Here is a 23,563-nt window from a genome sequence, read left to right as displayed (position 1 = left end):
TGGACTAAGTGAGATTGACTGCCATTTGGCCGTTTGACCCGTCACGGTGTTTATAATTGACGGTTTTGAATAGCAGGAGAGCTCCACATGCTCAAGGCCTTGTGCCAAAGCCTTTGCCTGAGTCTGCCGCTGGCAGCCGGGGCACAGGCTGCATCGGTGGTTTTTCTCAATCCGGGCTATTCCAATGAAACCTTTTGGGTCAGCTATTCGAACTTCATGCAGGCTGCGGCAAAAGACCTGGGCATGCAGTTGCGCATCGAATACAGCGAGCGACAGCCGGAACTAGCCCTTATTCAGGCACGCCAGGTGCTTGAGGGTAAGCAGCGTCCAGACTATCTGGTGCTGGTCAATGAGCAGTATGTGGCCCCGGAAATAATTCGGCTTTCGCGCGACAGTGGGGTCAAGCTGTTTCTGGTCAACAACGGCCTCAGCGCCGACCAGGCGCGCTTGATTGAGCAAAATCCTGACAAGTACCCGCCACTGCTCGGCACCCTGGTGAGCAATGATGAGCAGGCCGGGTATCAGATGCTCAAGGAGTTGATAGCCCTGCACACGCGCAAGGCTGGTAAGCAGCCCGTGGAGTTGCTGGCGTTTTCCGGCCTGAAGACGACCCCGGCCGCGTATTTGCGCGAGCAGGGTATGCGCCGGGCCTTGGCCGAACACCCGGAGATTCGCTTGCGTCATGTGGTGCGCAGTGGTTGGGGCCAGCAGCGCGCTTACGAGCAGGCGCAGCAACTGCTCAAGCGCTATCCGAACATTGATCTGGTCTGGTCGGCGAATGACGAAATGGCCTTTGGTGTCATGCAGGCATTTGTCGAAACAGGTCGCACGCCAGGCAAGGATGTCTTGTTCAGTGCCGTCAATAGCTCCGTGGAAGCGTTGCAGGCGCGCATTGACGGCACCCTCAGCGTGTTGATGGGCGGGCACTTTTCCATGGGCGGTTGGGCAATGGTATTACTGCACGATGATGCGCTGAATCTGCCAATCGATCGAGACGGCAAAAGGTTTCACCAAGTGCCAGTGTTGCAGATGATCGACCCCATGCAGGCCAGGCGTTGGCTGAAATTGCAGGGCCAGGCCGACTACGGGCTGGACTTCAATCGCTTCAGTGCCCAGAACCGCCCCCAGGACTATAGGTATCCGTTCCTCAACGCGCCGGTCAACTATTGAAAAGTCCCTGCTTGAGCAAAGGTCATTACTGAACTTAACTGCTACGGGTGACATGCATTCCCATAACCACTACAAGAGGCGATGCAATGGGAAACTCGACCAAAGCGGGTAAGGCAGACAGTAGTGTGGATGCCTGGGCAATTCTCTGTCTGATCATCCTGGTTGTTGTGACCGCCGTGTATTGGGTCAGCCACCAGTGACAACACGCCAAGCGTAAGCATTGACCGCCCGCAGAATGGACATCTGTGGGCGGATTGCATTGTCAGTGGGTCAGCGCGCGGTCAAGTGCATGGCCAGTTGTACCAACCCCACCAATACCAGAATGAAGATCAAGGTGAAGACGGTGCCCAGCGCAATAAAATGGCTGGCCTTGCCGTAGGTAAAATCGCGGGCGCGATTCTTGCCGCTCTGCACGCCGAACGCCGCTGCCAGAATGCTCTGCAGCATCTGCCAGAGGGTGGGTGGTTTGCCTTGCACTGGATCGTCCATGAGAGGCTCCTCGGAATAGGCATCCCCCTCATTGTAGGTGACAGCTACAGGCTTTCAATTTCAAGCTGCAAGAAGCTACCGGGCTTCTTGCAGCTTGCAGCTTTTAGTTTTCATATCCCAGGTTAGGTGCCAGCCAGCGCTCGGTCACGCTCAGGTCCTGGGCTTTGCGGACGGTGTAGCTTTCAATCTGGTCCTTGTCGACTTTACCGACCGCGAAGTATTGCGCCTGTGGGTGAGCGAAGTACCAGCCGCTTACTGCCGCAGCCGGGAACATGGCGAAGTGTTCGGTAAGGAACACGCCGCTAGGGCCCGTCTCGCCAATCGCGGTGCCGTCGAGCAGCTTGAACAGGGTTTCTTTTTCGGTGTGATCCGGGCAGGCCGGGTAGCCCGGGGCAGGGCGGATACCGGAGTACTGTTCCTTGATCAGCGCTTCGTTGTCCAGGTGCTCGTCCTTGGCGTAACCCCAATAGTCTTTGCGCACTTGCTCGTGTAGCCACTCGGCACAGGCTTCGGCCAGGCGGTCGGCAAGCGCCTTGACCATGATCGAGTTGTAGTCGTCGCCTTTATCCTGATATGCCTTGGCCACTTCCTCGGCACCGATACCTGCGGTGGTGATGAAGCCGCCGACGTAGTCGGTGATACCGGATTCTTTCGGGGCGACGAAGTCGGCCAGGGAGAAGTTCGGCTTGTTGTCCGGTTTGATGGTCTGTTGGCGCAGGTGGTGGAGTTTGGCCAACGGTTGGCCGTCTTCGCCATACACTTCGATGTCGTCGTGATCGACCTGGTTGGCCGGCCAGAAGCCGAACACCGCACGGGCGCTGATCAGCTTCTCGTCGATCAGCTTGGCGAGCATCTCCTGGGCATCCTTGAACAGCGCAGTGGCCGCTTCACCGACCACTTCGTCGGTGAGAATGCGTGGGTACTTGCCTGCCAGGTCCCAGGAAATGAAGAACGGCGTCCAGTCGATGTACTCGGCGAGCACGTTGAGATCGATATTCTCCAGCACTTTGACACCGGTGAAGCTTGGCTTCGCGGGTGTGTAGCCTGCCCAGTCGTATGCCGGCTTGGCAGCGATCGATTTCTCGTAGCTCAAGCGTTCGGTGCGGGCACTGCGGTTGGCGGTACGCTCGCGTACTTCGATGTAGTCCAGGCGGGTCTTTTCGACGAAACCGGGCTTGAGTTCTTTGGACAGCAGTTGCGTGGCGACGCCCACGGCACGCGAGGCGTCGGTCACGTAGACCACCGCATCGTTGCTGTACTTGGGTTCGATCTTCACTGCCGTGTGCGCCTTGGAGGTGGTCGCACCACCGATCATCAGCGGCAGGTGGAAGTCCTGGCGCTGCATTTCCCGGGCGACATGGACCATTTCATCCAGCGACGGGGTGATCAAGCCGGAAAGACCGATGATGTCGCACTTCTGCTCGCGGGCAGTCTGCAGAATCTTTTCGGCCGGAACCATTACGCCCAGGTCTACGATGTCGTAGCCGTTGCAGCCGAGGACCACGCCGACGATGTTCTTGCCAATGTCGTGTACGTCACCCTTGACTGTGGCCATGAGGATCTTGCCCTTGGCTTCAGGTTTGTCGCCTTTTTCCAGTTCGATGAACGGGATCAGGTGGGCTACCGCCTGTTTCATCACCCGCGCCGATTTAACGACCTGCGGCAGGAACATCTTGCCCGCGCCAAACAAGTCACCCACCACGTTCATGCCACTCATCAGAGGGCCTTCGATGACCTCGATAGGCCGTGCGCATTGCTGGCGGCACAGTTCGGTGTCTTCGACGATAAAGGCAGTGATGCCTTTGACCAGCGCGTGTTCAAGGCGCTTGTCGACGGGCAGCGAACGCCATTCTTCATTCTCGACTTCCTTGACCGCGCCGCCACCTTTGTAGTCGTCGGCGATGGCCAGCAGGGCGTCGGTGCCTTCCGGGGTGCGGTTGAGCACCACGTCTTCGACTTTCTCGCGCAGCACCGCCGGAATCTCGTCGTAGATCTCCAACTGGCCGGCGTTGACGATCCCCATGGTCAGGCCGTTCTGGATCGCATGGTAGAGGAACACCGAGTGGATCGCCTCGCGCACCGGGTTGTTGCCGCGGAACGAGAACGACACGTTGGACACTCCGCCGCTGGTCAGGGCGTAGGGCAGGTGATCGCGAATGTAGGCGCAGGCTTCAATGAAGTCGACGGCATAGTTGTTGTGCTCTTCGATGCCGGTGGCCACGGCAAAGATGTTCGGGTCGAAGATGATGTCTTCTGGGGGGAAGCCCACCTCATTGACCAGGATGTCGTAGCTGCGTTTACAGATTTCACGCTTGCGCGCGGCGGTATCGGCCTGGCCAACCTCGTCGAACGCCATCACTACCACGGCTGCGCCGTAGCGTTTGCACAGTTTGGCGTGATGCTTGAAGGCCTCGACGCCTTCTTTCATCGAGATCGAGTTGACGATGCCCTTGCCCTGGATGCACTTGAGACCCGCCTCGATCACCTCCCACTTGGAGGAGTCGATCATGATCGGTACACGGGAGATGTCGGGTTCACCGGCGATCAGGTTGAGGAACTTGACCATGGCCGCCTGGGAATCAAGCATCCCTTCGTCCATGTTGATGTCAATTACCTGGGCGCCAGCCTCGACCTGCTGCAGCGCGACTTCCAGGGCTTCGGTGTAGTTCTCTTCACGAATCAGGCGGGCGAACTTGGCAGAACCGGTGATGTTGGTCCGTTCGCCGACGTTGACGAACAGCGAGCTGCGATCAATGGTGAACGGCTCCAGGCCCGACAGCCGACAAGCCTTGGGAATGTCTGGAATGGCGCGTGGTGGGTACTTGGCCACTGCCTCGGCAATCGCCTGGATATGGCCTGGCGTGGTACCGCAGCAACCGCCAATGATGTTGAGGAAACCACTGGCAGCGAATTCTTCAACCACTGCGGCCATTTCGGCCGGTGTTTCGTCGTATTCACCAAAAGCGTTGGGCAGGCCGGCATTAGGGTGCGCGGACACATGGGTGCCAGCCTTGGTCGACAGCTCTTCCAGGTACGGACGCAGGTCCTTGGCACCCAGTGCGCAGTTCAGGCCTACCGAGATCGGGTTGGCGTGCCGCACCGAGTTCCAGAAGGCTTCGGTGGTCTGTCCCGACAGCGTGCGCCCGGAGGCGTCGGTAATGGTTCCGGAAATCATGATCGGCAGTTCCAGGCCGTCTTCTTCGAACACCTGCTGCACGGCGAAGATTGCCGCCTTGGCGTTAAGGGTGTCAAAGATCGTCTCGATCAGGATCAGGTCGGCGCCGCCTTCGATCAGGCCGCGGGTCGCTTCGGTGTAGTTCTCTACCAACAGGTCGAAGGTAACGTTGCGATAGCCTGGGTCGTTGACGTCTGGAGAAATCGAGCAGGTGCGGCTGGTAGGGCCGAGCACCCCGGCAACGAAGCGCGGCTTTTCCGGTGTTTCCAGTGTTTTCGCATCGGCAACCTGACGCGCGATGCGGGCGCCCTCGACGTTCAATTCGTAGACCAGCGATTCCATGCCGTAGTCAGCCTGGGAAACCTGCGTGGCGTTGAAGGTGTTGGTCTCGAGAATATCGGCGCCCGCGTCCAGGTACGCCTTCTCGATCGCCGCAATTACATCGGGGCGCGAGAGCAACAACAGGTCGTTGTTGCCTTTGACATCGCTTGGCCAATCGGCGAAGCGCGTGCCACGATAGTCGTGTTCCTCCAGGCGGTAGCTTTGGATCATAGTACCCATGCCGCCATCGAGAATCAGAATGCGCTCTTTGAGTGCTTGCTGGAGTGCTTGGAGACGAGCGCTGCGGTCAGACATTAGGACTACCTGGTCGGGCAAAGACAAAAGTTGCGGAATAATAACAAAGCTGCGCGGTTTTTAGACGTGTCGAGGATTTACATGAATTTCATTCATGTTGGCACGCCGCCAGCACCGGTAGAATCGTGAAGCTTTCAATACCCAGGACTCTTGGCACATGGTGCATCGTTTACTTGCCGGCGCATTCGCCCTGCTCATCAGCGGCGTAGCGTTTGGGCAAGCCCCACAATCGAGCTCGGCTATTTCATATACCCGGGATGTTCAACCGATCTTCACGCAAAAGTGCGTTGCCTGCCATGCCTGCAACGATGCGGCCTGCCAACTGAACCTGGGCAGTGCCGAAGGCGCTTCGCGCGGCGCTTCAAAGGTGCCGGTCTATCAGGGCGATCGCAGTACCGCCGTCGCGCCAACACGGCTGTTCTACGACGCCCATAACACCGAGGCCTGGCAACGCAAGGGTTTCTATTCGGTGCTCGACAATCAGGGCAGCCAGGCTGCGCTGATGGCGCGAATGCTCGAATTGGGCCACAAGACCCCGTTGACGCCCAATGCCAAGCTGCCCGAAGACATTGTGTTAGGCCTTAACCGCAACAATATGTGCCCGCAGCCCGGTGAATTCGACGCTTATGCTGGCGCCCATCCAAAAGAAGGTATGCCGCTGGCCGTCACAGGCCTCACCGACGCCGAGTACCAGACCCTCCAGCGTTGGTTGGCAGCCGGTGCGCCAGTGGAGAGCAACCCGATTCAAGCCAGTGGCACTGAAGCTGCGCAGATCGCGGATTGGGAAGCACTGCTCAACCGTCCGGGGTCTACCGAGGCGCTGGTTGGGCGCTGGCTATACGAACATTTGTTCCTTGCCCACATCTATTTTGTTGGTGGGGAGCCGGGGCATTTCTTTCAGTGGGTGCGTTCGCGTACGCCTAGTGGCCAGCCGATCGACTTGATTGCAACGCGCCGTCCCAATGATCCGCCGGGCACCGATTTTTATTACCGGCTGATGCCGGTGCAGGGTGTGATTGTGCACAAGACTCACATCACCTACCCGATGGGCCCGCAAAAGCTCAAACGCGTCAAACAGCTGTTTTATAGCGGCGACTGGCATGCCACCGCGCTGCCAGGCTACGGCCCGCGCCACCGCGCCAACCCGTTTGAAACCTTCGAAGCGATCCCGGCCGTGGCGCGCTACCAGTTCATGCTCGATAACGCCGAGTATTTCGTCCGAACGTTCATCCGCGGCCCGGTTTGCCGTGGCCAGATTGCCACCGACGTTATCCGCGACCAATTCTGGGCCCTGTTCCAGGAGCCGGTGCATGATCGCTACGTAACTGATGCCGAGTACCGGGGCCAGGCGACACCATTGCTGGCCATGCCGGGCCAGATTGACGACGTAGGCAGCATCATCAGCCTGTGGCATGCCTACCGCGACAAGCGCAACGAGTACGAGAAGTTACGTCGCGACACCTACGCGGATATGCCTGCGCCAAGCTGGTCGACGTTGTGGGCCGGTAACGACAATGCCTTATTGACGATTTTCCGCCACTTCGACAGCGCTTCGGTTACCAAGGGCCTGATCGGCGATGTTCCGAAGACTATCTGGCTGTTCGACTATCCGTTGCTTGAGCGCACCTACTATCAATTGGCGGTCAATTTCGACGTCTATGGCAACGTCTCGCATCAAGCCCAGACGCGCTTGTACTTCGATTTGATCCGCAACGGTGCCGAGGTCAACTTCCTGCGCCTGATGCCCGCCGACGCGCGTAGCGCGATTCTCGGCGATTGGTACCAGAACAGTGGCAAGGTGAAGATGTGGATGGACTATGAGGACATCGATACCGACACCCCAACTGCATTAAAGCTTGACGCAACCGATCCCAAGCGTGATTTCGGCTTGAAGCTGATCCAGCGCACCGGCAGCCTCAACGCTGCGCCTGATCCGATCAACCGTTGTCAGGGCGCGTATTGCTCACGGCCACAGATGAACGAAGAGTTTCGTGGCGTCGAGCAAACCCTGAGTCGCCTGGTGTCACGTCCGGCAGCCGGGCTCAAGGTCATTGGCCAACTGCCCGAGGCGACCCTGTTGCGCATCGAAGGCAAGGATGGTCAGCGTCTGGTCTACAGCCTGCTGCGCAACCGTGCGCACAGCAACGTTGCCTTCATGCTGGGTGAGGCTTACCGCTATCAACCGGGCCTCGATACCTTGACGCTGTACCCCGGTGTGCTTAGCAGCTATCCGAATTTTATGTTCAACGTGCCAGCCGCCGACGTGCCGGAGTTTGTCGAGGACCTGGAAGCCGCTCGTGACGACACTGGCAAATTCGAGCGCGTGGTCATGCGCTGGGGGGTGCGTCGTAGCCACCCGCAGTTCTGGCAATACTTTCACGACCTCAGCCGTTACATCAAAGAGACTGATGCGGTGGAAGAGGGCGTTCTGGATATGAACCGCTACGAGAACCTCTGAAAGCGACCGCCGGGAAGGTCACCTGACCTTTCCCGGCTGCCTGCGGTCCGAACCCTTACACGGCCCCGCCCTCAAGCGGGGCTTGAGTAGGATTCAGGCGCAGGTATCCGGATGTTGTTTTCGCTTCAGGCCTTAAGGGCACTTGCTGCCTGGGTGGTGGTTTGCCATCACTTCATGCAAATCTTTTTCGACTTCCACGCCAGTGGGCCGATCGGTCGCTTTCTGGTAGAGCGCGGCGCGGTGGGGGTGGATGTTTTCTTTGTTATCAGCGGGCTGGTGATCTACCTCTCGACCTGCGACAAAGCCATTGAACCCACGCGATTTTTGCTCAATAGAGCATTGCGCATTGTCCCGGCCTATTGGTTTTACACGGCATTGATGGGCTTGCTGTTGCTCACTGCCCGGCAGTGGATGCCGCACCAGGCCCTTGATCTTGAGCATTTTATCTTGTCGCTGTTGTTCATTCCTGCGCAAAACCCCGGAGGGTATGGGCAGTACCCAACCTTGAACGTCGGCTGGACGCTGAACTACGAGATGTTCTTCTACTTGCTGTTCTCACTGGTGTTTCTGGTGCGTCAGCAGCACCGGTTGTTGCTGGTGGCAGCTGCGCTATTGCTGGTCAGTGAAGTGCTGACCCGTGTCGGTTTGCTCAATCACTTCTACCGCAACAACATTGTCTATGAGTTTCTGCTGGGCATCGGTGTTGGCGTGCTCTATCGCCGGGGCTGGATCGCCCAGGGGGTGTGGTTGCCAATGGCAATCCTGTTGGCGGCGGGCGTGGCGATTCACTTTCTCGACGCCTCGCAGCGCTTGCTGCATTGGGGCTTGCCGAGTGCGTTGATAGTGCTGGCGTGTGTATCGCTGGAACCTTATTTCAAGGACAACCGCGTGCTCAAGGCCCTGGGCGATTGCTCGTATTCGGTGTACCTGGTGCATGTGCTGGTGCTTTACGCCGGTTGGTTTGCCAGCCAACGGTTGCACTTGAATCCCTACGCGGTATTCAGCGTGTGCGTGCCGTTGATTGCGCTGTGGTCCTGGGCCAGCTATCAGTTGCTGGAAAAGCGCCTTTATCGGCGTATGCGCGACTGGTTTGCGCCGTCGACCGGGACGCAGGCCCCTGTATTGCTTTCCCGACATAATTACTAGGACTTTGTTCGGCGGCCAGGTTGGCGTAAACTGCTGGCAAGTCTGTGAGGAACTTCCATGAGCGCCATAACTATTACCGACGCCGCGCATGATTACCTGGCCGATCTGCTCTCAAAGCAGAACACTCCAGGTATTGGCATTCGCATTTTTATCACCCAGCCAGGCACCACTTACGCTGAAACTTGCATTGCCTACTGCAAGCCAGGCGAAGAAAAGCCAGAAGATACTGCCGTGGGTCTGGCCAGTTTTACGGCTTACCTCGATGCGGTCAGCGTGCCGTTTCTTGAAGATGCAGTAGTCGACTACGCGACTGATCGCATGGGTGGCCAACTGACCATCAAGGCGCCAAACGCCAAGGTGCCGATGGTCAACGAAGACAGCCCGATCAACGAGCGAATCAACTACTACCTGCAAACCGAGATCAATCCGGGGCTGGCCAGTCACGGCGGTCAGGTGAGCCTGATCGAAGTGGTTGAAGACGGCATTGCCGTGCTGCAGTTTGGCGGCGGCTGCCAGGGTTGTGGCCAGGCTGATGTGACCTTGAAGGAAGGCATCGAACGTACCTTGCTTGAGCGTATTCCAGAGCTCAAGGGCGTACGTGACGTCACCGACCACAGCCAGAAAGAGAACGCCTACTACTAAGGCTGTCTGTCTCTGCTCCTACCGCGAAGATGCATTCCCGGTAGGAGCGGGCTAACGGCAGGCGCGCCAGGGTGCACCATTGGCAAACTTGCTCTCGATCCATTGCTTGAACGCAGTGGTTGCGGCAGTGTTGAAGCGTGCACCAGGGCGAACCAGATAGACGCCAGCGTCATCGTCCAGTTGCCACTGCGGCAGTACCCGCTGCAGCGTGCCGCCGTCCAAATCCTTCTTCATCAGCCAGTCGCCACCGGCGAAAATCCCGACCCCTGCTCGCGCCACGCCAAGCAGCGCTTCGTTGTCGTTGCTGTGCATCGAGCCCTGCACTTTTACGCTTTGCAATTCACCCCGGCGATAAAGGTGCCACTGTGGGTAGGAGCGTAGTTCGGTGAATCCCAGACAGTTGTGGCTCACCAGATCAGCGGGTGACTGCGGCTGCCCGTGGCGCTCCAGGTAGGCGGGTGAGGCGCAGAGGATGCGCTGGTGATCGCAGAGCTTGCGGGCCACCAGTCGGCTGTCAGTCAGCTCGCCAATGCGGATCGCTGCATCAAAACCTTCGCCGATCAGATCGACAAAACGCTCCGAGTAGAAGGTTTCGACGGTGACCTGAGGAAAGGCCAGGGCAAATTCGGCCAGCATTGGACTGAGCCAGATTCTTCCCATGGATGACGGCAGTGCCAGGCGCAAGCGTCCCCTGACTTCGGTGGCACCCTTGGCGGCTTCTCGTTCAGCATCACTGATCAGGCTGGCTGCGTGTTGCAAGCGCTCCACCAGTCGCAGCCCTTCATCGGTAAAGCGCAACTGGCGGGTAGTGCGCTCCACCAGGCGTATGCCCAGGCGCTGTTCCATTGCGCCCAGGCGTTTGGACAACACCGATGGGTGGCGCTGCAGTTGTCGGCCAGCGGCAGCAAAGGAGCCTTGGGCGAAGAGCGCCAGAAGCGTACTGAGTTCGTCGGCGTGGCGGCTGTCGAACGGGTCCATGTCGGTGCTGTGCCTCGCTCAATTTACGCTCAGGTAGTAAGAATGATCGCGCCTTGGCTGCGCCCCTGTTGCAGATCGTCGTGAGCCGCGGCCACGTCGGCCAGCGGGTAGCGCTTCCAGATCCGCGGCTTGATGATACCTGCGGCCACCGCTGCCAGCACGTCTTGCGCACGGTCTTGATATTCCTGCGCCGTAGCGGTGTGCGCAGCCAGGGAAGGGCGGGTTACGTACAGCGAGCCCTTGCTGTTCAGCGTACTCATGGCCAGCGGCTCCGGGGCACCTGAAGTCGCGCCAAACGACACCAGTACACCGCGTGGGCGCAGGCTGTCGAGCGAAGCTTGAAGCGATGCCCGGCCAACCGAGTCGTAGACAACGTCGACCTTGTGTCCGTGGGTCAGGTCCAGTATCTGCGCGGCCAGTGTCGGGGCGTCGAATACCAGTACTTGGTCACATCCAGCAGCCTTGGCCCTGTCGAGGCTTTGAGCCTTGGACACCACGCCAATGACAAAGGCCCCAAGATGCTTGGCCCATGGCACCAGCAATTGGCCCAGTGCTCCAGCCGCACCATAGACCAACACCCGTGTGCCGGGGCCTACCGGGTAAGTGCTTTTGAGCAGGTATTGGGCGGTAATCCCTTTGAATAATACGGCTGCGGCCTCTTCGAAACTTATGTTGTCCGCCAGCTTGACCAGGCGCTCGGCTGGAAACAACCGAGCGCTGGCGTAGGCGCCGACTGGGCCAGTGGCATAGCCCACACGGTCACCCACTTGTAGCGTGGTCACGCCGGGACCCAGTGCGGTGACCGTTCCTGCGCCTTCCAGGCCCAGACCCGAGGGCAGGGCAAGCGGGGCGTCGCCGTTGCGCTGGAGCAGGTCCAGAGGGTTGACGCCGATAGCTGCCTGTTCCAGCCAGACTTGCCCGGCACCTGGCGCTTGCGCTGGCGATGAACGCAGCTGCATTACCTGTGGGTCGCCCGGTTGTTCAAGATAAACGTGCATGACCATGACGCAGTTCCTCGCGGTAGTAAGTGCTGCGTATGAGGATATTTATTGATTGCATCATCAGCAATTACCTGAAAATGCATTTCAATGCTGCATGTCATGCAGCAATCGAGACTGTTTTTCCGCGCTCTGCGATCGAGTCACCAGGTGCAGGAACGACGAAATTACCTGGCTGTTACAGCGCTCGGCGAGGCAGTACAAATAGGTTTCGGTGTTCACCGGACTCCCACGAAAGCGGATCGCCTTGAGTCGCGGATCGGCAATGAACTCCGCCTCCGACACCACGCCAACACCGATCCCGCGAATTACCGCTTCGCGCAATGCCTCGCGGCTGCCTATCTCCATCACCACCCGTGGCGTAACGTCCTGTGCGTTCAAGGCTTTTTCCAGCGCCAGGCGGGTGGTGGAGCCGCTTTCGCGGTGCAGCAGGGGCTGGCCTTGCAGGGCCTGCAAGGGAATTTCATCGAAGCGCGCCAATGGATGCTCGGTGTGCGCGAACAGCAGTACCGGATGACGTGCATACAACTGCGCGCTGAAGGCAGGGTCGTCGTGCAGGCCGGCGAGTACGCCCACATCGGTAACGTAGTTTTCAAGGTCCGCCAACACCGAGGCTGAGTTGCCGACCTTGATCGACAGGTCGATCTGCGGGTACTGGTGACGATAGGCATCAACCATTTCAATGACATGGAAAGGCCCCACTGCGCCGATTTTCAATTGCCCGCGATTGAGCTTGCCGGAATCGCGCAGCAGGTTGAACGCTTCAAGCTCCAGCACACCCAGTTGCTGGGCAATCGGCAGCAATTGCCGCCCGACCATTGTCAATTCGATGCGCCGCCCGCGGCGATGAAACAGTTCGACGTTGTAATCGCGCTCCAGGGCCTGGATTTGCGTGGTCACGGTCGGCTGGCTCAGGCCCAGGGCGCGAGCGCCGGCGCTGAAGCTGCCCTGGCGGGCGACGGCAAGGAAGGTGCGCAATTTGGTGGTAGACATCCATAGCTTCCATCAATGGTTTTGCAGGAAAACGCATAGTGATTTGAAGCTGTGACTGTCACGTGACAGCCCTAGTGTGGAGCGACCTAAACAACACCTGCAGGAAGTCCTCCATGAACCCGTTTGCCAAACTGTTACGTTTGACCGGCTTTGGTCTTTTGCCCTTGTTGGCCTGTACCCAGGTTTCTGCACAGTCGTCACTGAGCATCGGCCTTATTCCCTCTGAAGACTCCCAGGCCATGATCGAGAGCAGCAAGCAGGTGCTGGCAGATCTGGAGCGTCAGTTGGGCATGCCGGTCAAGCCGTTCGTGGCTACTGACTACAACGGTGTGATCGAAGCATTGCGCGCCGGCAAGCTTGATGTCGCCTACCTGGGGCCGTTCTCCTATGTGCTTGCCCATCAAGTGGCGGGTGTCGACGCTTTCGCCGTGGCCGTCACCAAAAAAGCCGGCAAGAGCGCCTATCGCAGTCAGATCGTGGCGCGCAAGGACAGTGGTATCAAGCAATTGAGCGACCTCAAGGGGCATACCTTCGCCTTTGTCGACCCAAGCTCCGCCTCTGGCCATTTGTTCCCCAAGGCAGGCCTGGAAGCCGCCGGCTATCCACCGGAAGAGCTGTTTTCACGGGTGATTTTCTCCGGCTCTCACGATGCCAGTCTTCTTGCCGTCGCCAATCGCAAGGTCGACGCCGCTGCGGTAGCCGACCGTATCTATGCTTCTGCCGTGGCCCAGGGGCAGGTCAAGGCGGACGACCTGCAGGTTGTCTGGTCGTCGGCGGACATTCCCGAATCACCCATGGTCTGGCGCCAAGACCTGGACCCGGCGTTGAAGCAGAAGCTGGCGGCCGCCATGGCCAATATCAAGGATGTGCCTTGGGGTGACCAGGGCCAGCTCAATGGCTTTCAACCGACCACCGACGCCGCTTATGACGTGGTGCGCGATACCGCCAAGGTGCTCGATCTCGACTTGCGGAGCATGAAATGATCCGCATCCGCGCACTACGCAAAGACTACGGCGACAACCCGGTGCTCAAAGGTATTGACCTGGACATCGGGGCGGGCGAGTTCGTCGTGGTGCTCGGCCAGTCCGGCGCAGGCAAGTCGACCCTGCTGCGGTGCATGAATCGCCTGGTACAGGCTGACAGCGGTGAGTTGCAGATTGGCGCAATCGACGCCATGGGCGGGGACCGTCCACGCGAGCTGCGCCGGCAGGTGGCAATGATCTTCCAGCATCACAATGTGGTGCCGCGCTTGTCGGTGCTCAAGAACGTGTTGACCGGGCGCCTGGGGTCACTGTCGACCCTGGCTTCGGTGTTGCAGTTGTTCAGTCGCAGCGACGTGGCACTGGCGTTGAACTGCCTGCAACACGTCGACCTGCAGCACAAGGCCCAGGCGCGTACCGATTCGCTTTCGGGTGGGCAGCGTCAGCGCGTGGGGATTGCCCGAGCGCTGGCACAACGGCCACAGGTGATTCTCGCCGATGAGCCGGTCGCCAGCCTCGACCCCAAGACGGCTCGCCGGGTGATGCAGTACTTGCGCGATGCGACGCGAGAGTTGGGCATCACCGTGGTGTGCAATCTTCATCAAGTGGACCTGGCCGAAGAGTTTGGTGATCGCATTGTCGGCCTGGCGCATGGCCGACTGGTGTTCGACAGCCAGCATGAACGCCTCGATGAGGCCAGCCTGCAGCGAATCTACCCGCAGCCCGAAGCTATTGACGATGAGCAGCCTTTACCGGCAATGGCGCGGTTGCAACTGCAGGGAGGGCTTGCACGATGAACAATTTGCCGTCGACATACCGTTGGATGGTCAGCACCCCCGATACCGCACGCGGCTGGCTGGTCACCGGCGCCTGGGTACTGCTGGCGGTGCTGGTGCTGCACTGGAGTGCCCAAGGCACACAATTGAGCTGGTCGGAGTTGAGCAACGGCTTGCCGCAGATCGGCGACTTTCTGGCGCGCTCCATGCCACCGGACCTGAGCATCGTGCCGCGCCTGTGGCAGCCAGCGGTAGAGACGTTGCAAATCGCCTTGTGGGGGACACTGCTGGGGATTGTCTTCGCCATTCCCCTGGCTTTTCTCGCCGCGCGCAATCTGCAAGGCAATCGCTGGCTGTATGCCGGTACCCGGCAACTGCTCAATGTGATTCGCAGCATCAACGAGTTGATCCTGGCCCTGGTGTTCGTTTCGGCAGTAGGCCTTGGGCCGTTTCCCGGTGTATTGGCGCTGGCGCTCCACGGGGTCGGCATGCTCGGCAAGTTCTTCGCCGACAGCATCGAAGAAATCGATCAGGGGCCAATTGAAGCGCTGCAAGCCACCGGTGCCAGGCCCTTGCAGGTGATCGTCTTCGGCGTGATCCCGCAAGTGATCACGGCCTGGATTGCGGTGGTGCTGTACCGCTTCGAAGTCAATCTGCGTTCGGCAACCGTGCTGGGAATGGTCGGGGCAGGGGGGCTGGGGTTCGAGTTGGTCAGCAGTCTTAAACTGTTCAAATACCAGGAAACTGCCACCTGCATCATTGTAATCACCCTGATGGTAGTGGCTGCCGATTTGGTTTCCAGCCGCCTGCGTCGCCGTATTCAAGGCGATAGCCGCCACTAGCCATGCGCCGTTATCGGTGCAACCAATGCAAGCCATGAATCAATCGATTTTAGCGAATGTTGTTCGGCCACGACTATGTCCCCAGCCAGAGCAACAATAAAGGAAACCGCTATGCCTGCCTTTTTCCATAACCCGGTGGCTACCTGCTTCGGCAGCGGCAGCCTTAACCAGATCTGTACCTTGACCGAAAACCACAAGGTCGCCCTGGTGACGTTTGCGCAAGCGCGCGGGCTGGGTTTGATTGACCGCGTCCAGGCGCTGCTGGGCGAGCGTCTGGTGTACATCGTCGAAGACGTGCAACCCAATCCGGATGTGGCTCAACTGCGCAGTACCTACGAACGCTTCTGGGTAGAAGCAGAACATTGCCAGACGGTGATCGCGCTGGGGGGTGGCAGTGCCATCGACACCGCCAAGGCGTTGATCGTCGGCACCGAATCCGGGCAGTTTGATGAGCTGCTCGGTCTTCTGGCCCTGGGCAAACCCTTCACTCCGGTGCGCAGCAAAGCGCTGATTGCCGCCCCTACCACCGCCGGCACCGGCAGCGAGGTAACACCCTGGGCGACGATCTGGGATAGCGCCGCGCAGAAGAAGTATTCGCTGCACCTGGAGTGCACCTGGCCGAAGGCGGCGATCGTCGACCCGGAACTGATGCTCACGGTGCCTGCCGATGTCACGGTGTCTACCGGGCTGGATGCGCTGTCCCACGCGCTGGAGGCGATCTGGAACGTCAACGCCAACCCGCTCTCCGATACCTTCGCAATATCGGCCATCGAAGATATCCTCGACTGCCTGCCGCAACTGCAGCGTGACCTGGGCAATCGTGACCTGCGCGCCCGCATGGCGCTGGCAGCACTCAAGGCTGGCATGGCGTTTTCCAACACCAAGACGGCGCTGGCACACTCCATTTCCTACGAAATGACCCTTCGTCATGGCGTGCCCCACGGCATCGCCTGTTCGTTCTCATTGCCGCTGGTACTGGAATTGGCCTGGGGCCGCGACAGTGCCCGCGACTGCACCTTGCAGCGCATTTTCGGGCCGGACCTGGCCCAGGCCAGCACCCGCCTGCGCGCGTTCCTCCATAACCTTGGGGTCAAGACCGACTTCGCCGACTACGGCGTCGATGCCGACGAGGCCCAGGCCATGATCGCCCATGCCTTGCAGGGCGCCCGGGGCAAGAACTTTATCGGCGCCTCCGCCGCCTGACGTTCGCTGCTGTTTCCTGTTGCACCAATCAAGAGGCATTGCCTGCGTCAGCTGGTTTAACGTGATTGCGCGCGGCCAGGGAGGGCCGCGTGACAACTTCTGGCCCGTTATGTGCTTTGTCCCCTGCATCGATTGCTGATCGATTGGTCAAGCCTGCAACCTGGCAACTGCGCCGGTTGGAGTAAGACCTGTCCTTGAAAGCGTCGGAATTGGCATATACAGGGATCAGACTCATGACGCATGCCCAACCCCTCGACCTTGCAGCGTGCGCTACCGGCTGGAGTGCCGAGTTGTCGCTGCGCTTTGTTCGACGCGGGGAAAAGACCTGTATTGGTGCGCGACGTCATTTTGGTCCTCTTTTGGTGCAGCGGCCGTTCTACCCCGAGGGCGCGCCGTGCCACGTCTACGTGCTGCACCCTCCCGGCGGCGTGGTGGGCGGCGACAAACTGGTGCTCGATGTGCACCTGGAGGCGGGCAGCCATGCGCTGATGACCATGCCCGGGGCAACCAAGTTTTACCGCAGCAACGGCAATACCTCGACCCTCAACCAGCATTTTCACTTGGCACCCGACAGCGTGCTGGAGTGGTTGCCGCAGGGCAATATCTGTTTTTCCGGTGCCCGTGTGCGCCTGGAAAATCGCTTTAGTCTCTCTCCAGGGGCACGTCTTTTGGCGTGGGAAACCCTGTGCCTGGGCCGACCGGTGATGCACGAGACGTTCAGCCACGGTGCCCTGGACAACCGCCTACAGATCGATGTACCCGACGACCCCGGCCTGCACGAGCGCCTGCGTATCGAAGGTGGTCAATTGCACAAGCTTGGCGGTTACCCCTTGCAGGCAACTTTTTGCGCCTATCCGGCCGACGAGAACCTGCTTGAGCAGAGCCGCACCCTCATTGATGACCTGAACGTACCTGCTGGCGCGACGTTGCTCGGCCAACTGCTGGTAGTACGCCTGCTTGATCACGACAACCAATGCCTGCAACTCACCCTGCAACGCCTGTGGCATGCCTTGCGACCCGCCGTGGTCGGTCTGCAGCCATGCCCGCCGCGCATCTGGGCCACTTGAGAGAATGCCATGGAGCTGACCCCGCGAGAGAAAGACAAATTGCTGCTGTTCACCGCGGCGCTGCTTGCCGAGCGCCGGCTGGCCCGTGGCCTGAAACTCAACTACCCGGAAGCGGTAGCGTTGATCAGCGCCACGGTGATGGAAGGCGCTCGCGATGGACGCACGGTCGCCGAGTTGATGAATCTGGGGCGTGATGTGCTCAACCGTGAGCAAGTGATGGAGGGCGTAGGCGAAATGATTACCGACGTGCAGGTCGAGGCGACGTTCCCCGACGGCACCAAGCTTGTGACCGTACATGACCCGATTGTCTAGGAGCGCAGGATGATTCCCGGAGAAGTACAGGTCGCCCAGGGCGACATTGAACTCAACCTTGGCTGCCAGACCGTTAGTGTGACGGTGGCCAACCATGGGGACCGGCCGGTGCAGGTCGGCTCGCATTACCACTTTTATGAGGTTAACAACGCCCTGGTTTTCGAGCGCGAGCCCACCCGTGGTTTTCGCCTGGACATTGCCGCAGGCACCGCCGTGCGCTTTGAGCCGGGGCAGGCGCGCACGGTGACACTGGTGCCCTACGCGGGCAAACGCGAGGTCTACGGTTTTCAAGGGCGGGTAATGGGCAAACTGGAGGCGCTGGCATGAGCCGAATCTCGCGTCGTGCCTACGCCGACATGTTTGGCCCGACCGTCGGTGACCGGGTACGCCTGGCCGACACCGAATTGTGGGTCGAGGTGGAGAAGGACTTCACCACCTACGGTGAAGAGGTCAAGTTTGGCGGTGGCAAGGTCATCCGTGACGGCATGGGCCAGGGCCAGATGCTCGCCAACGAGGCCATGGACCTGGTGCTGACCAACGCCTTGATTATTGACCACTGGGGCATCGTCAAAGCGGACATCGGTGTGAAGAACGGACGCATCTTCGGCGTCGGCAAGGCCGGCAACCCGGATGTGCAGCCCGGGGTTACCTTGCCGATTGGTGCAGGCACCGAAGTGATTGCCGCCGAAGGCAAGATCGTCACCGCAGGCGGCATCGACTCACACATCCACTTTATCTGCCCGCAGCAGGTGGAAGAGGCGCTCACCTCGGGCATCACCACGTTTATTGGCGGCGGCACCGGGCCGGCCACGGGCACCAATGCCACCACCTGCACCTCCGGGCCCTGGTACCTGGCGCGCATGCTTCAGGCAGCCGATGAGCTGCCGATCAATATCGGCCTGCTCGGCAAGGGCAATGCCTCGCAGCCTGAGGCGTTGCGCGAGCAGATTCACGCCGGGGCGGTGGGTTTGAAACTGCATGAGGATTGGGGCTCGACTCCGGCCGCCATCGACTGTTGCCTGAACGTGGCTGAAGAACTGGATGTGCAGGTGGCCATTCACACCGACACCCTCAACGAATCCGGCTGTGTCGAAGACACCCTGGCGGCAATCGGTGATCGCACCATCCACACCTTTCACACCGAAGGGGCCGGTGGTGGTCATGCGCCGGATATCATCCGCGCGGCGGCGTTTGCCAATGTGCTGCCGTCCTCGACTAATCCAACCTTGCCCTACACGATCAATACCGTGGACGAGCACCTGGACATGCTGATGGTCTGCCATCACCTGGACCCGAGCATTGCCGAGGACGTGGCGTTCGCCGAGTCGCGCATTCGTCGCGAGACCATTGCCGCCGAAGACATCTTGCATGACATCGGCGCGTTTTCGATGACCTCATCCGACTCCCAGGCCATGGGCCGGGTAGGGGAAGTGGTGTTGCGTACCTGGCAGGTCGCCGACCAGATGAAGCGTCGCCGCGGACCCCTTGCTCCAGACAGCAGCTACAGCGACAACGCTCGAGTGAAGCGCTACATCGCCAAGTACACGATCAATCCGGCACTCACCCATGGCATTGCCCATGAAGTGGGCTCAGTGGAGGCCGGCAAGCTGGCTGACCTGGTGCTCTGGGCACCGGCCTTCTTCGGGGTGAAACCTGCGTTGGTGATCAAGGGCGGGATGATTGCCATGGCGCCGATGGGCGATATAAACGGCTCGATTCCCACGCCGCAACCGGTGCACTACCGGCCAATGTTCGGTGCCCTGGGCGCGGCACGCAACGCTACCCGAATGACCTTCCTATCGCGCTCGGCGCATGAGCGTGGTGTCCATCAGCAACTGGGTTTACGCAGCCTGATTGGCGTCGTCAATGGCTGCCGGACTGTGCGCAAGGGCGACATGGTGCACAACGGCCTGCTGCCGCTGATTGAGGTGGACTCACAAACCTACGAGGTGCGCGCCAACGGTGAATTGCTGGTGTGTGAGCCGGCCACGGTATTGCCGATGGCGCAACGTTATTTTCTGTTTTGAAGGAGCACGCATGATTTTGCTGACACGACGGCTCAAAGAAGCCAACCAGGTAAGCGCCACGGTGACCCTCACCCTGGACACCCGCATCAAGAGCCGGGTAAGGGTCACCCTCGATGATGGGCGCGAGGCTGGACTGATGCTTGAACGCGGCCAACTGCTGCGCGGTGGCCAATTGTTGAGCGATGAGCAGGGCATCGAGGCGATACGTGTGGTCGCGGCAGCGGAGCCGGTATCCACGGTGCGTTGCGCCGATCCCTTGTTGCTGGCACGTGCCAGCTATCACCTGGGCAACCGACATGTGCCGCTGCAGATCGATAGTGGCCTGCTGCGCTATCAACACGACCACGTCCTCGACGAGATGGTTCGCGGCCTGGGCTTGCAGGTGACGCTGGAGCAGGCGCCGTTCGAACCTGAAGCCGGGGCCTATCAGAGCGCACCGCACAGCCACTCCCATAACGATCACCCCTTTGTTCGCGTTGCTCACCACTGAAGTCGATAAGGAATACCCATGAACAAGACTGTTGCTCTCGCGTTGCTGCTGGTGGCCGTACCGGCCTTCGCTCACCCAGGTCATGACGCCAACCCCCTGCAGGATGGCCTGCTGCACCCGCTGACCGGCATTGATCACTTACTCATGCTGCTCGGTACCGGCGTGCTCGCGGCATTGACCGGCCGTAACTTGGCACTGCCGCTGCTGACGCTCTGTGCCATGTTTGGTGGTGCCTTGTTGGGGCAGTTGTTCGGCGGTGTTATTGGCATGGAAACGATGATCATCGGTTCGTTGCTGGTGGCTGCTGCCGCCATGTTGCTGCCTGGCCGGCAAATGGTTCTGGCCCTGGCAATGCCGGCGTTCGCCTTGTTCCATGGTTGGGCCCACGGCGTTGAAGCCAGCCCAGGGGCATTCTGGTTGTTCAGTGCAGGCTTTGTCGCGGTCAGCGGCGTGCTGTTGCTCGCAGGCTTTGCCGGCGGGTGCCTGCTGCGCCGCCATAGCGCCTTGCAGAAAGCCTTCGGTGGAGGCTTGCTGGCGGGCGCTGCAGTGGTGCTGGCTGGCTGATGAGTACCGAGCTGAAGCTGCTGCGACTGCTGCAGTTGGCCAGTCCAAGCCTGCCAGTAGGCGGATTTACCTATTCCCAAGGGCTGGAGTGGGCGGTGGAGGCCGGCTGGGTGCAAGGCGCCGAAGGTTTTCGCAGCTGGCAACGCCAGCAGTTGCACGACACCCTGGGCTATCTCGACTGGCCGCTACTTTCGCGCCTGTATCACGCCTGTTGCGACGACGACGCCGGGGCATTCCTGCACTGGAGTCAGTTCTTGCTGGCCAATCGTGAAACGGCCGAGTTACGCCTGGAAGAGCGCCAGCGGGGGATGGCCTTTGCCCGCCTGCTCGACGGCTGGCAGCTGTGCCAGGCGGAGCAATGGCGACCAAGCGTGGCGTTGAGCCAGTTGGGTGGGATGGCCTGGCTTGGCGCGCACTGGGACATTCCTTTGCCCGATCTGGCCTTGGGTCATGGCTTTGCCTGGCTCGAAGGTGCAGTGATGGCGGGCGTCAAGCTGGTGCCCTTTGGCCAACAGGCAGCACAAAGTCTGCTGCGTGACCTGTGTGAAGAACTGCCTGGCGTGCTCGAGCATGCCCTGCAGGTGCCCGACGATCAGTTGGGTGGGGGATTGCCATTGCTGGCAATTGCTTCGGCCCGACATGAAACCCAATACACCCGATTATTTCGTTCTTGAGGACAACCCCATGCAAAGCTATCAGCAACCCCTGCGCGTTGGTGTCGGCGGTCCGGTCGGTTCAGGCAAGACCGCGCTGCTTGAGGCCTTGTGCAAGGCCATGCGCGATCACTATGAGATTGCTGTGGTGACCAACGATATCTATACCAAGGAAGACCAGCGAATTCTCACCGAAGCTGGCGCGTTGGCGCCGGAGCGTATTGTCGGGGTGGAAACCGGTGGTTGCCCGCACACCGCCATTCGCGAAGATGCTTCGATGAATTTGGCCGCGGTGGAGGAACTGGCACGTAGATTCGGTAATCTTGAAGTGATTTTTGTCGAGAGTGGTGGCGACAATCTCAGTGCAACCTTCAGTCCGGAGCTTGCCGATCTGACGGTCTATGTGATTGACGTTGCTGAAGGTGAAAAGATCCCGCGCAAGGGGGGGCCGGGGATTACCAAGTCGGATTTTCTGGTGATCAACAAAATCGACCTGGCGCCTTATGTAGGTGCTTCGCTGGAGGTGATGGAGAAGGATACGCAACGGATGCGGCCCGAGCGGCCGTGGGCGTTCACCAATCTCAAAACCGGGCAGGGCTTGCAGCAGGTTATCGACTTTATCGTTGAGCGAGGGATGCTTGGCGCTGCGCGAGCGTCCCGGTCGATGGCTTGAACCACGGACCTGGATAACACGGTCCGGTGCTTCAGGTCCTGGGCGCGGCGGTGTGCACGTAGATCCATTTTCCAGGGCGGCGCTGTCATCATTGCCTCCCTTGAACGGATAGGCGCATCGCGCCCAGGGCTACCCAGGCGCGGAAAGGTTCTACCTGTGGGCTCAGCCTTTGAGCGTTGCCATGTCAATTACAAAACGGTATTTCACATCGCCGGCAATCATTCGGCTGTAAGCCTCGTTGATATGACGGATATCCAGCATTTCGATATCGCAGCGAATACCGTGCTCGGCACAGTATTCCAGCACTTCCTGGGTTTCTGCGATGCCGCCGATCAACGAGCCACCCAATACCCGCCGTTTCAACACCAGGTTGGCAGCATGCAGGGCAGGGTCCACGGGTTCGATCAGGCCGACGAGAATGTGTACACCGTCGAACTTCAGGGTCTGCAGGTAAGGGTTCAGGTCATGCTGAACCGGGATCGTGTCGAGAAGGAAGTCGAAATGTTCGCTGGCAGCCTGCATTTGCGCAGGGTCGGTGGACACGATGACATGGTCGGCGCCCTGTTTGCGGGCTTCTTCGGCCTTGCTCGGGGAGCGGGTGAATAGGGTCACTTCTGCGCCCATGGCTTTGGCGAATTTGATGCCCATGTGGCCCAGGCCACCCATGCCAAGAATGCCGACACGGTCACCGGCCTTGACCCCATAGTGCTTGAGCGGCGAGTAGGTGGTGATTCCCGCGCACAGGATCGGCGCCGCGCCTGGTAGGTCGAGGCTGGCCGGAATGCGCAGAACGAACCGTTCGCTGACGACAATGCTGTTGGAGTAACCGCCCATGGTGTTGCTGCCGTCGATTCTGTCTGCAGTGGCGTAGGTCATGGTCGGGCCTTCCTGGCAGTACTGCTCCAGGTCGCTACGGCAGGCTTCGCAGTGCTGGCAGGAATCGACCATGCACCCGACACCGACATTATCGCCCACGTTGTAGCGGCTGACATTGGCACCCACCGCAGTCACACGGCCGACGATCTCGTGACCAGGCATCAATGGGTAGACGGCAATGCCCCATTCGTTACGGGCCTGATGGATGTCCGAGTGGCAAACGCCGCAGTAGAGAATCTCGATGGCCACATCGTCAGGGCGCAGGGCGCGTCGCTCGAAGGTCATGGGCGCAAGTGGCGCGGTGGCAGACTGGGCGGCGTATCCGATGGCTGTGTACATGGCTGACCTCTGTAAATCGATGAACAGTAATGGCCGCCATTGTCCGCAGTGGCCGGCAGGCTGCCCATTGTCATTC

22 protein-coding genes are annotated in these 23,563 nt (G+C 59.8%); 16 read left to right on the top strand and 6 right to left on the bottom strand.

Going from position 1 to position 23,563, the window contains the following annotated elements:
- Positions 1–87: 87 nt before the first annotated feature.
- Positions 88–1,170 (top strand): ABC transporter substrate-binding protein, encoded by a 1,083-nt coding sequence (locus H8F21_RS04030; protein WP_203479358.1) that lies wholly within the window; start codon positions 88–90, stop codon positions 1,168–1,170.
- A gap of 270 nt (positions 1,171–1,440) precedes the next feature.
- On the opposite strand, the gene H8F21_RS04025 is transcribed toward H8F21_RS04030, so the two are convergent.
- Positions 1,441–1,659, bottom strand: coding sequence for a DUF2970 domain-containing protein (locus tag H8F21_RS04025; protein ID WP_136475844.1), 219 nt, complete (start codon positions 1,657–1,659; stop codon positions 1,441–1,443).
- A 103-nt stretch (positions 1,660–1,762) separates the two neighbouring features.
- Complete coding sequence (gene metH, locus H8F21_RS04020) at positions 1,763–5,470, bottom strand: methionine synthase (protein ID WP_203479357.1); 3,708 nt, start codon at positions 5,468–5,470, stop codon at positions 1,763–1,765.
- Positions 5,471–5,627: 157 nt separating this feature from the next.
- On the opposite strand from metH, the gene H8F21_RS04015 reads away from it, so the two are divergent.
- The 3 genes from H8F21_RS04015 (at position 5,628) to nfuA (ending at position 9,716) form a co-directional block, all read left to right on the top strand.
- A complete protein-coding gene (locus tag H8F21_RS04015) occupies positions 5,628–7,928 on the top strand; it encodes a fatty acid cis/trans isomerase (protein ID WP_203479356.1) in 2,301 nt (766 codons plus the stop codon).
- 111 nt (positions 7,929–8,039) lie between these two features.
- Positions 8,040–9,074, top strand: a complete 1,035-nt coding sequence (locus H8F21_RS04010; protein WP_203479355.1) for an acyltransferase family protein — start codon at positions 8,040–8,042, stop codon at positions 9,072–9,074.
- A 57-nt stretch (positions 9,075–9,131) separates the two neighbouring features.
- Positions 9,132–9,716 carry a Fe-S biogenesis protein NfuA gene (gene nfuA / locus H8F21_RS04005; protein ID WP_028941949.1) on the top strand — a complete coding sequence of 195 codons (585 nt, stop codon included), beginning with the start codon at positions 9,132–9,134 and terminating at the stop codon, positions 9,714–9,716.
- 51 nt (positions 9,717–9,767) lie between these two features.
- Here nfuA and H8F21_RS04000 read toward each other — a convergent pair whose 3' ends face one another.
- The 3 genes from H8F21_RS04000 to H8F21_RS03990 all read right to left on the bottom strand — a co-directional run bounded on the left by H8F21_RS04000 (position 9,768) and on the right by H8F21_RS03990 (position 12,685).
- Positions 9,768–10,694, bottom strand: a complete 927-nt coding sequence (locus tag H8F21_RS04000; protein ID WP_203479354.1) for a LysR family transcriptional regulator — start codon at positions 10,692–10,694, stop codon at positions 9,768–9,770.
- Positions 10,695–10,723: 29 nt separating this feature from the next.
- Entirely contained in the window at positions 10,724–11,692 is a 969-nt protein-coding gene (locus H8F21_RS03995; RefSeq protein WP_413242986.1) for a quinone oxidoreductase family protein, read from the bottom strand.
- An 87-nt stretch (positions 11,693–11,779) separates the two neighbouring features.
- On the bottom strand, positions 11,780–12,685 hold the full coding sequence (locus H8F21_RS03990; RefSeq protein WP_203479352.1) for a LysR substrate-binding domain-containing protein: 906 nt from the start codon (positions 12,683–12,685) through the stop codon (positions 11,780–11,782).
- Between the two features lie 113 nt (positions 12,686–12,798).
- Here H8F21_RS03990 and phnD point away from each other — a divergent pair, with 113 nt between their 5' ends.
- The 12 genes from phnD to ureG all read left to right on the top strand — a co-directional run bounded on the left by phnD (position 12,799) and on the right by ureG (position 22,272).
- Positions 12,799–13,668: a phosphonate ABC transporter substrate-binding protein gene (phnD, locus tag H8F21_RS03985; RefSeq protein WP_203479351.1), complete on the top strand. Its 870-nt coding sequence runs from the start codon at positions 12,799–12,801 to the stop codon at positions 13,666–13,668.
- Positions 13,665–14,462, top strand: a complete 798-nt coding sequence (phnC, locus tag H8F21_RS03980; RefSeq protein ID WP_203479350.1) for a phosphonate ABC transporter ATP-binding protein — start codon at positions 13,665–13,667, stop codon at positions 14,460–14,462. The genes phnD and phnC overlap by 4 nt, the downstream gene beginning before the upstream one ends.
- Positions 14,459–15,283 (top strand): phosphonate ABC transporter, permease protein PhnE, encoded by an 825-nt coding sequence (phnE, locus tag H8F21_RS03975; protein ID WP_203479349.1) that lies wholly within the window; start codon positions 14,459–14,461, stop codon positions 15,281–15,283. The genes phnC and phnE overlap by 4 nt, the downstream gene beginning before the upstream one ends.
- Before the next feature lie 111 nt (positions 15,284–15,394).
- Positions 15,395–16,486 carry an iron-containing alcohol dehydrogenase PsrA gene (gene psrA, locus H8F21_RS03970; protein ID WP_203479348.1) on the top strand — a complete coding sequence of 364 codons (1,092 nt, stop codon included), beginning with the start codon at positions 15,395–15,397 and terminating at the stop codon, positions 16,484–16,486.
- Positions 16,487–16,719: 233 nt separating this feature from the next.
- A complete protein-coding gene (locus tag H8F21_RS03965; protein WP_203479347.1) occupies positions 16,720–17,553 on the top strand; it encodes an urease accessory protein UreD in 834 nt (277 codons plus the stop codon).
- Positions 17,554–17,562: 9 nt separating this feature from the next.
- Positions 17,563–17,865, top strand: a complete 303-nt coding sequence (locus tag H8F21_RS03960; RefSeq protein WP_203479346.1) for an urease subunit gamma — start codon at positions 17,563–17,565, stop codon at positions 17,863–17,865.
- A gap of 9 nt (positions 17,866–17,874) precedes the next feature.
- The gene (locus H8F21_RS03955) at positions 17,875–18,192 is read left to right on the top strand and encodes an urease subunit beta (RefSeq protein WP_136475867.1); all 318 of its coding nucleotides are present in this window, start codon (positions 17,875–17,877) and stop codon (positions 18,190–18,192) included.
- Positions 18,189–19,892, top strand: a complete 1,704-nt coding sequence (gene ureC / locus H8F21_RS03950) for an urease subunit alpha (protein WP_203479345.1) — start codon at positions 18,189–18,191, stop codon at positions 19,890–19,892. Before H8F21_RS03955 ends, ureC begins: the two co-directional genes overlap by 4 nt.
- A 10-nt stretch (positions 19,893–19,902) precedes the next feature.
- Entirely contained in the window at positions 19,903–20,382 is a 480-nt protein-coding gene (ureE, locus tag H8F21_RS03945) for an urease accessory protein UreE (RefSeq protein WP_203479344.1), read from the top strand.
- An 18-nt stretch (positions 20,383–20,400) separates the two neighbouring features.
- Positions 20,401–20,946 carry a HupE/UreJ family protein gene (locus tag H8F21_RS03940; RefSeq protein WP_203479343.1) on the top strand — a complete coding sequence of 182 codons (546 nt, stop codon included), beginning with the start codon at positions 20,401–20,403 and terminating at the stop codon, positions 20,944–20,946.
- Positions 20,946–21,620 carry an urease accessory protein UreF gene (locus H8F21_RS03935; RefSeq protein ID WP_203584069.1) on the top strand — a complete coding sequence of 225 codons (675 nt, stop codon included), beginning with the start codon at positions 20,946–20,948 and terminating at the stop codon, positions 21,618–21,620. Before H8F21_RS03940 ends, H8F21_RS03935 begins: the two co-directional genes overlap by 1 nt.
- Positions 21,621–21,630: 10 nt before the next feature.
- On the top strand, positions 21,631–22,272 hold the full coding sequence (ureG, locus tag H8F21_RS03930) for an urease accessory protein UreG (RefSeq protein ID WP_203479341.1): 642 nt from the start codon (positions 21,631–21,633) through the stop codon (positions 22,270–22,272).
- Between the two features lie 162 nt (positions 22,273–22,434).
- Here ureG and H8F21_RS03925 read toward each other — a convergent pair whose 3' ends face one another.
- Complete coding sequence (locus H8F21_RS03925; RefSeq protein WP_203479340.1) at positions 22,435–23,487, bottom strand: NAD(P)-dependent alcohol dehydrogenase; 1,053 nt, start codon at positions 23,485–23,487, stop codon at positions 22,435–22,437.
- Positions 23,488–23,563: the final 76 nt, after the last annotated feature.

The organism is Pseudomonas arcuscaelestis (genome assembly GCF_016881005.1).
In the GTDB taxonomy this organism is placed as follows: Bacteria; Pseudomonadota; Gammaproteobacteria; order Pseudomonadales; family Pseudomonadaceae; genus Aquipseudomonas; species Aquipseudomonas arcuscaelestis.
Note: the sequence above shows the minus strand (reverse complement) of the source record. Positions and strands in the feature narration are given on the sequence as shown.

Bases quoted from the DNA above. Each gene is read 5' to 3' on its own strand.
- H8F21_RS04015 (WP_203479356.1), top strand. From the start codon at position 5,628: ATGGTGCATCGTTTACTTGCCGGCGCATTCGCCCTGCTCATCAGCGGC.
- H8F21_RS03995 (WP_413242986.1), bottom strand. From the start codon at position 11,692: ATGCACGTTTATCTTGAACAACCGGGCGACCCACAGGTAATGCAGCTG.
- ureC (WP_203479345.1), top strand. From the start codon at position 18,189: ATGAGCCGAATCTCGCGTCGTGCCTACGCCGACATGTTTGGCCCGACC.
- ureG (WP_203479341.1), top strand. From the start codon at position 21,631: ATGCAAAGCTATCAGCAACCCCTGCGCGTTGGTGTCGGCGGTCCGGTC.
- phnC (WP_203479350.1), top strand. From the start codon at position 13,665: ATGATCCGCATCCGCGCACTACGCAAAGACTACGGCGACAACCCGGTG.
- nfuA (WP_028941949.1), top strand. From the start codon at position 9,132: ATGAGCGCCATAACTATTACCGACGCCGCGCATGATTACCTGGCCGAT.
- H8F21_RS03940 (WP_203479343.1), top strand. From the start codon at position 20,401: ATGAACAAGACTGTTGCTCTCGCGTTGCTGCTGGTGGCCGTACCGGCC.
- phnE (WP_203479349.1), top strand. From the start codon at position 14,459: ATGAACAATTTGCCGTCGACATACCGTTGGATGGTCAGCACCCCCGAT.
- H8F21_RS03990 (WP_203479352.1), bottom strand. From the start codon at position 12,685: ATGTCTACCACCAAATTGCGCACCTTCCTTGCCGTCGCCCGCCAGGGC.
- H8F21_RS03955 (WP_136475867.1), top strand. From the start codon at position 17,875: ATGATTCCCGGAGAAGTACAGGTCGCCCAGGGCGACATTGAACTCAAC.
- phnD (WP_203479351.1), top strand. From the start codon at position 12,799: ATGAACCCGTTTGCCAAACTGTTACGTTTGACCGGCTTTGGTCTTTTG.
- H8F21_RS04025 (WP_136475844.1), bottom strand. From the start codon at position 1,659: ATGGACGATCCAGTGCAAGGCAAACCACCCACCCTCTGGCAGATGCTG.
- metH (WP_203479357.1), bottom strand. From the start codon at position 5,470: ATGTCTGACCGCAGCGCTCGTCTCCAAGCACTCCAGCAAGCACTCAAA.
- H8F21_RS03965 (WP_203479347.1), top strand. From the start codon at position 16,720: ATGACGCATGCCCAACCCCTCGACCTTGCAGCGTGCGCTACCGGCTGG.
- H8F21_RS04000 (WP_203479354.1), bottom strand. From the start codon at position 10,694: ATGGACCCGTTCGACAGCCGCCACGCCGACGAACTCAGTACGCTTCTG.
- ureE (WP_203479344.1), top strand. From the start codon at position 19,903: ATGATTTTGCTGACACGACGGCTCAAAGAAGCCAACCAGGTAAGCGCC.
- H8F21_RS03935 (WP_203584069.1), top strand. From the start codon at position 20,946: ATGAGTACCGAGCTGAAGCTGCTGCGACTGCTGCAGTTGGCCAGTCCA.
- H8F21_RS04030 (WP_203479358.1), top strand. From the start codon at position 88: ATGCTCAAGGCCTTGTGCCAAAGCCTTTGCCTGAGTCTGCCGCTGGCA.
- H8F21_RS04010 (WP_203479355.1), top strand. From the start codon at position 8,040: ATGTTGTTTTCGCTTCAGGCCTTAAGGGCACTTGCTGCCTGGGTGGTG.
- H8F21_RS03960 (WP_203479346.1), top strand. From the start codon at position 17,563: ATGGAGCTGACCCCGCGAGAGAAAGACAAATTGCTGCTGTTCACCGCG.
- psrA (WP_203479348.1), top strand. From the start codon at position 15,395: ATGCCTGCCTTTTTCCATAACCCGGTGGCTACCTGCTTCGGCAGCGGC.
- H8F21_RS03925 (WP_203479340.1), bottom strand. From the start codon at position 23,487: ATGTACACAGCCATCGGATACGCCGCCCAGTCTGCCACCGCGCCACTT.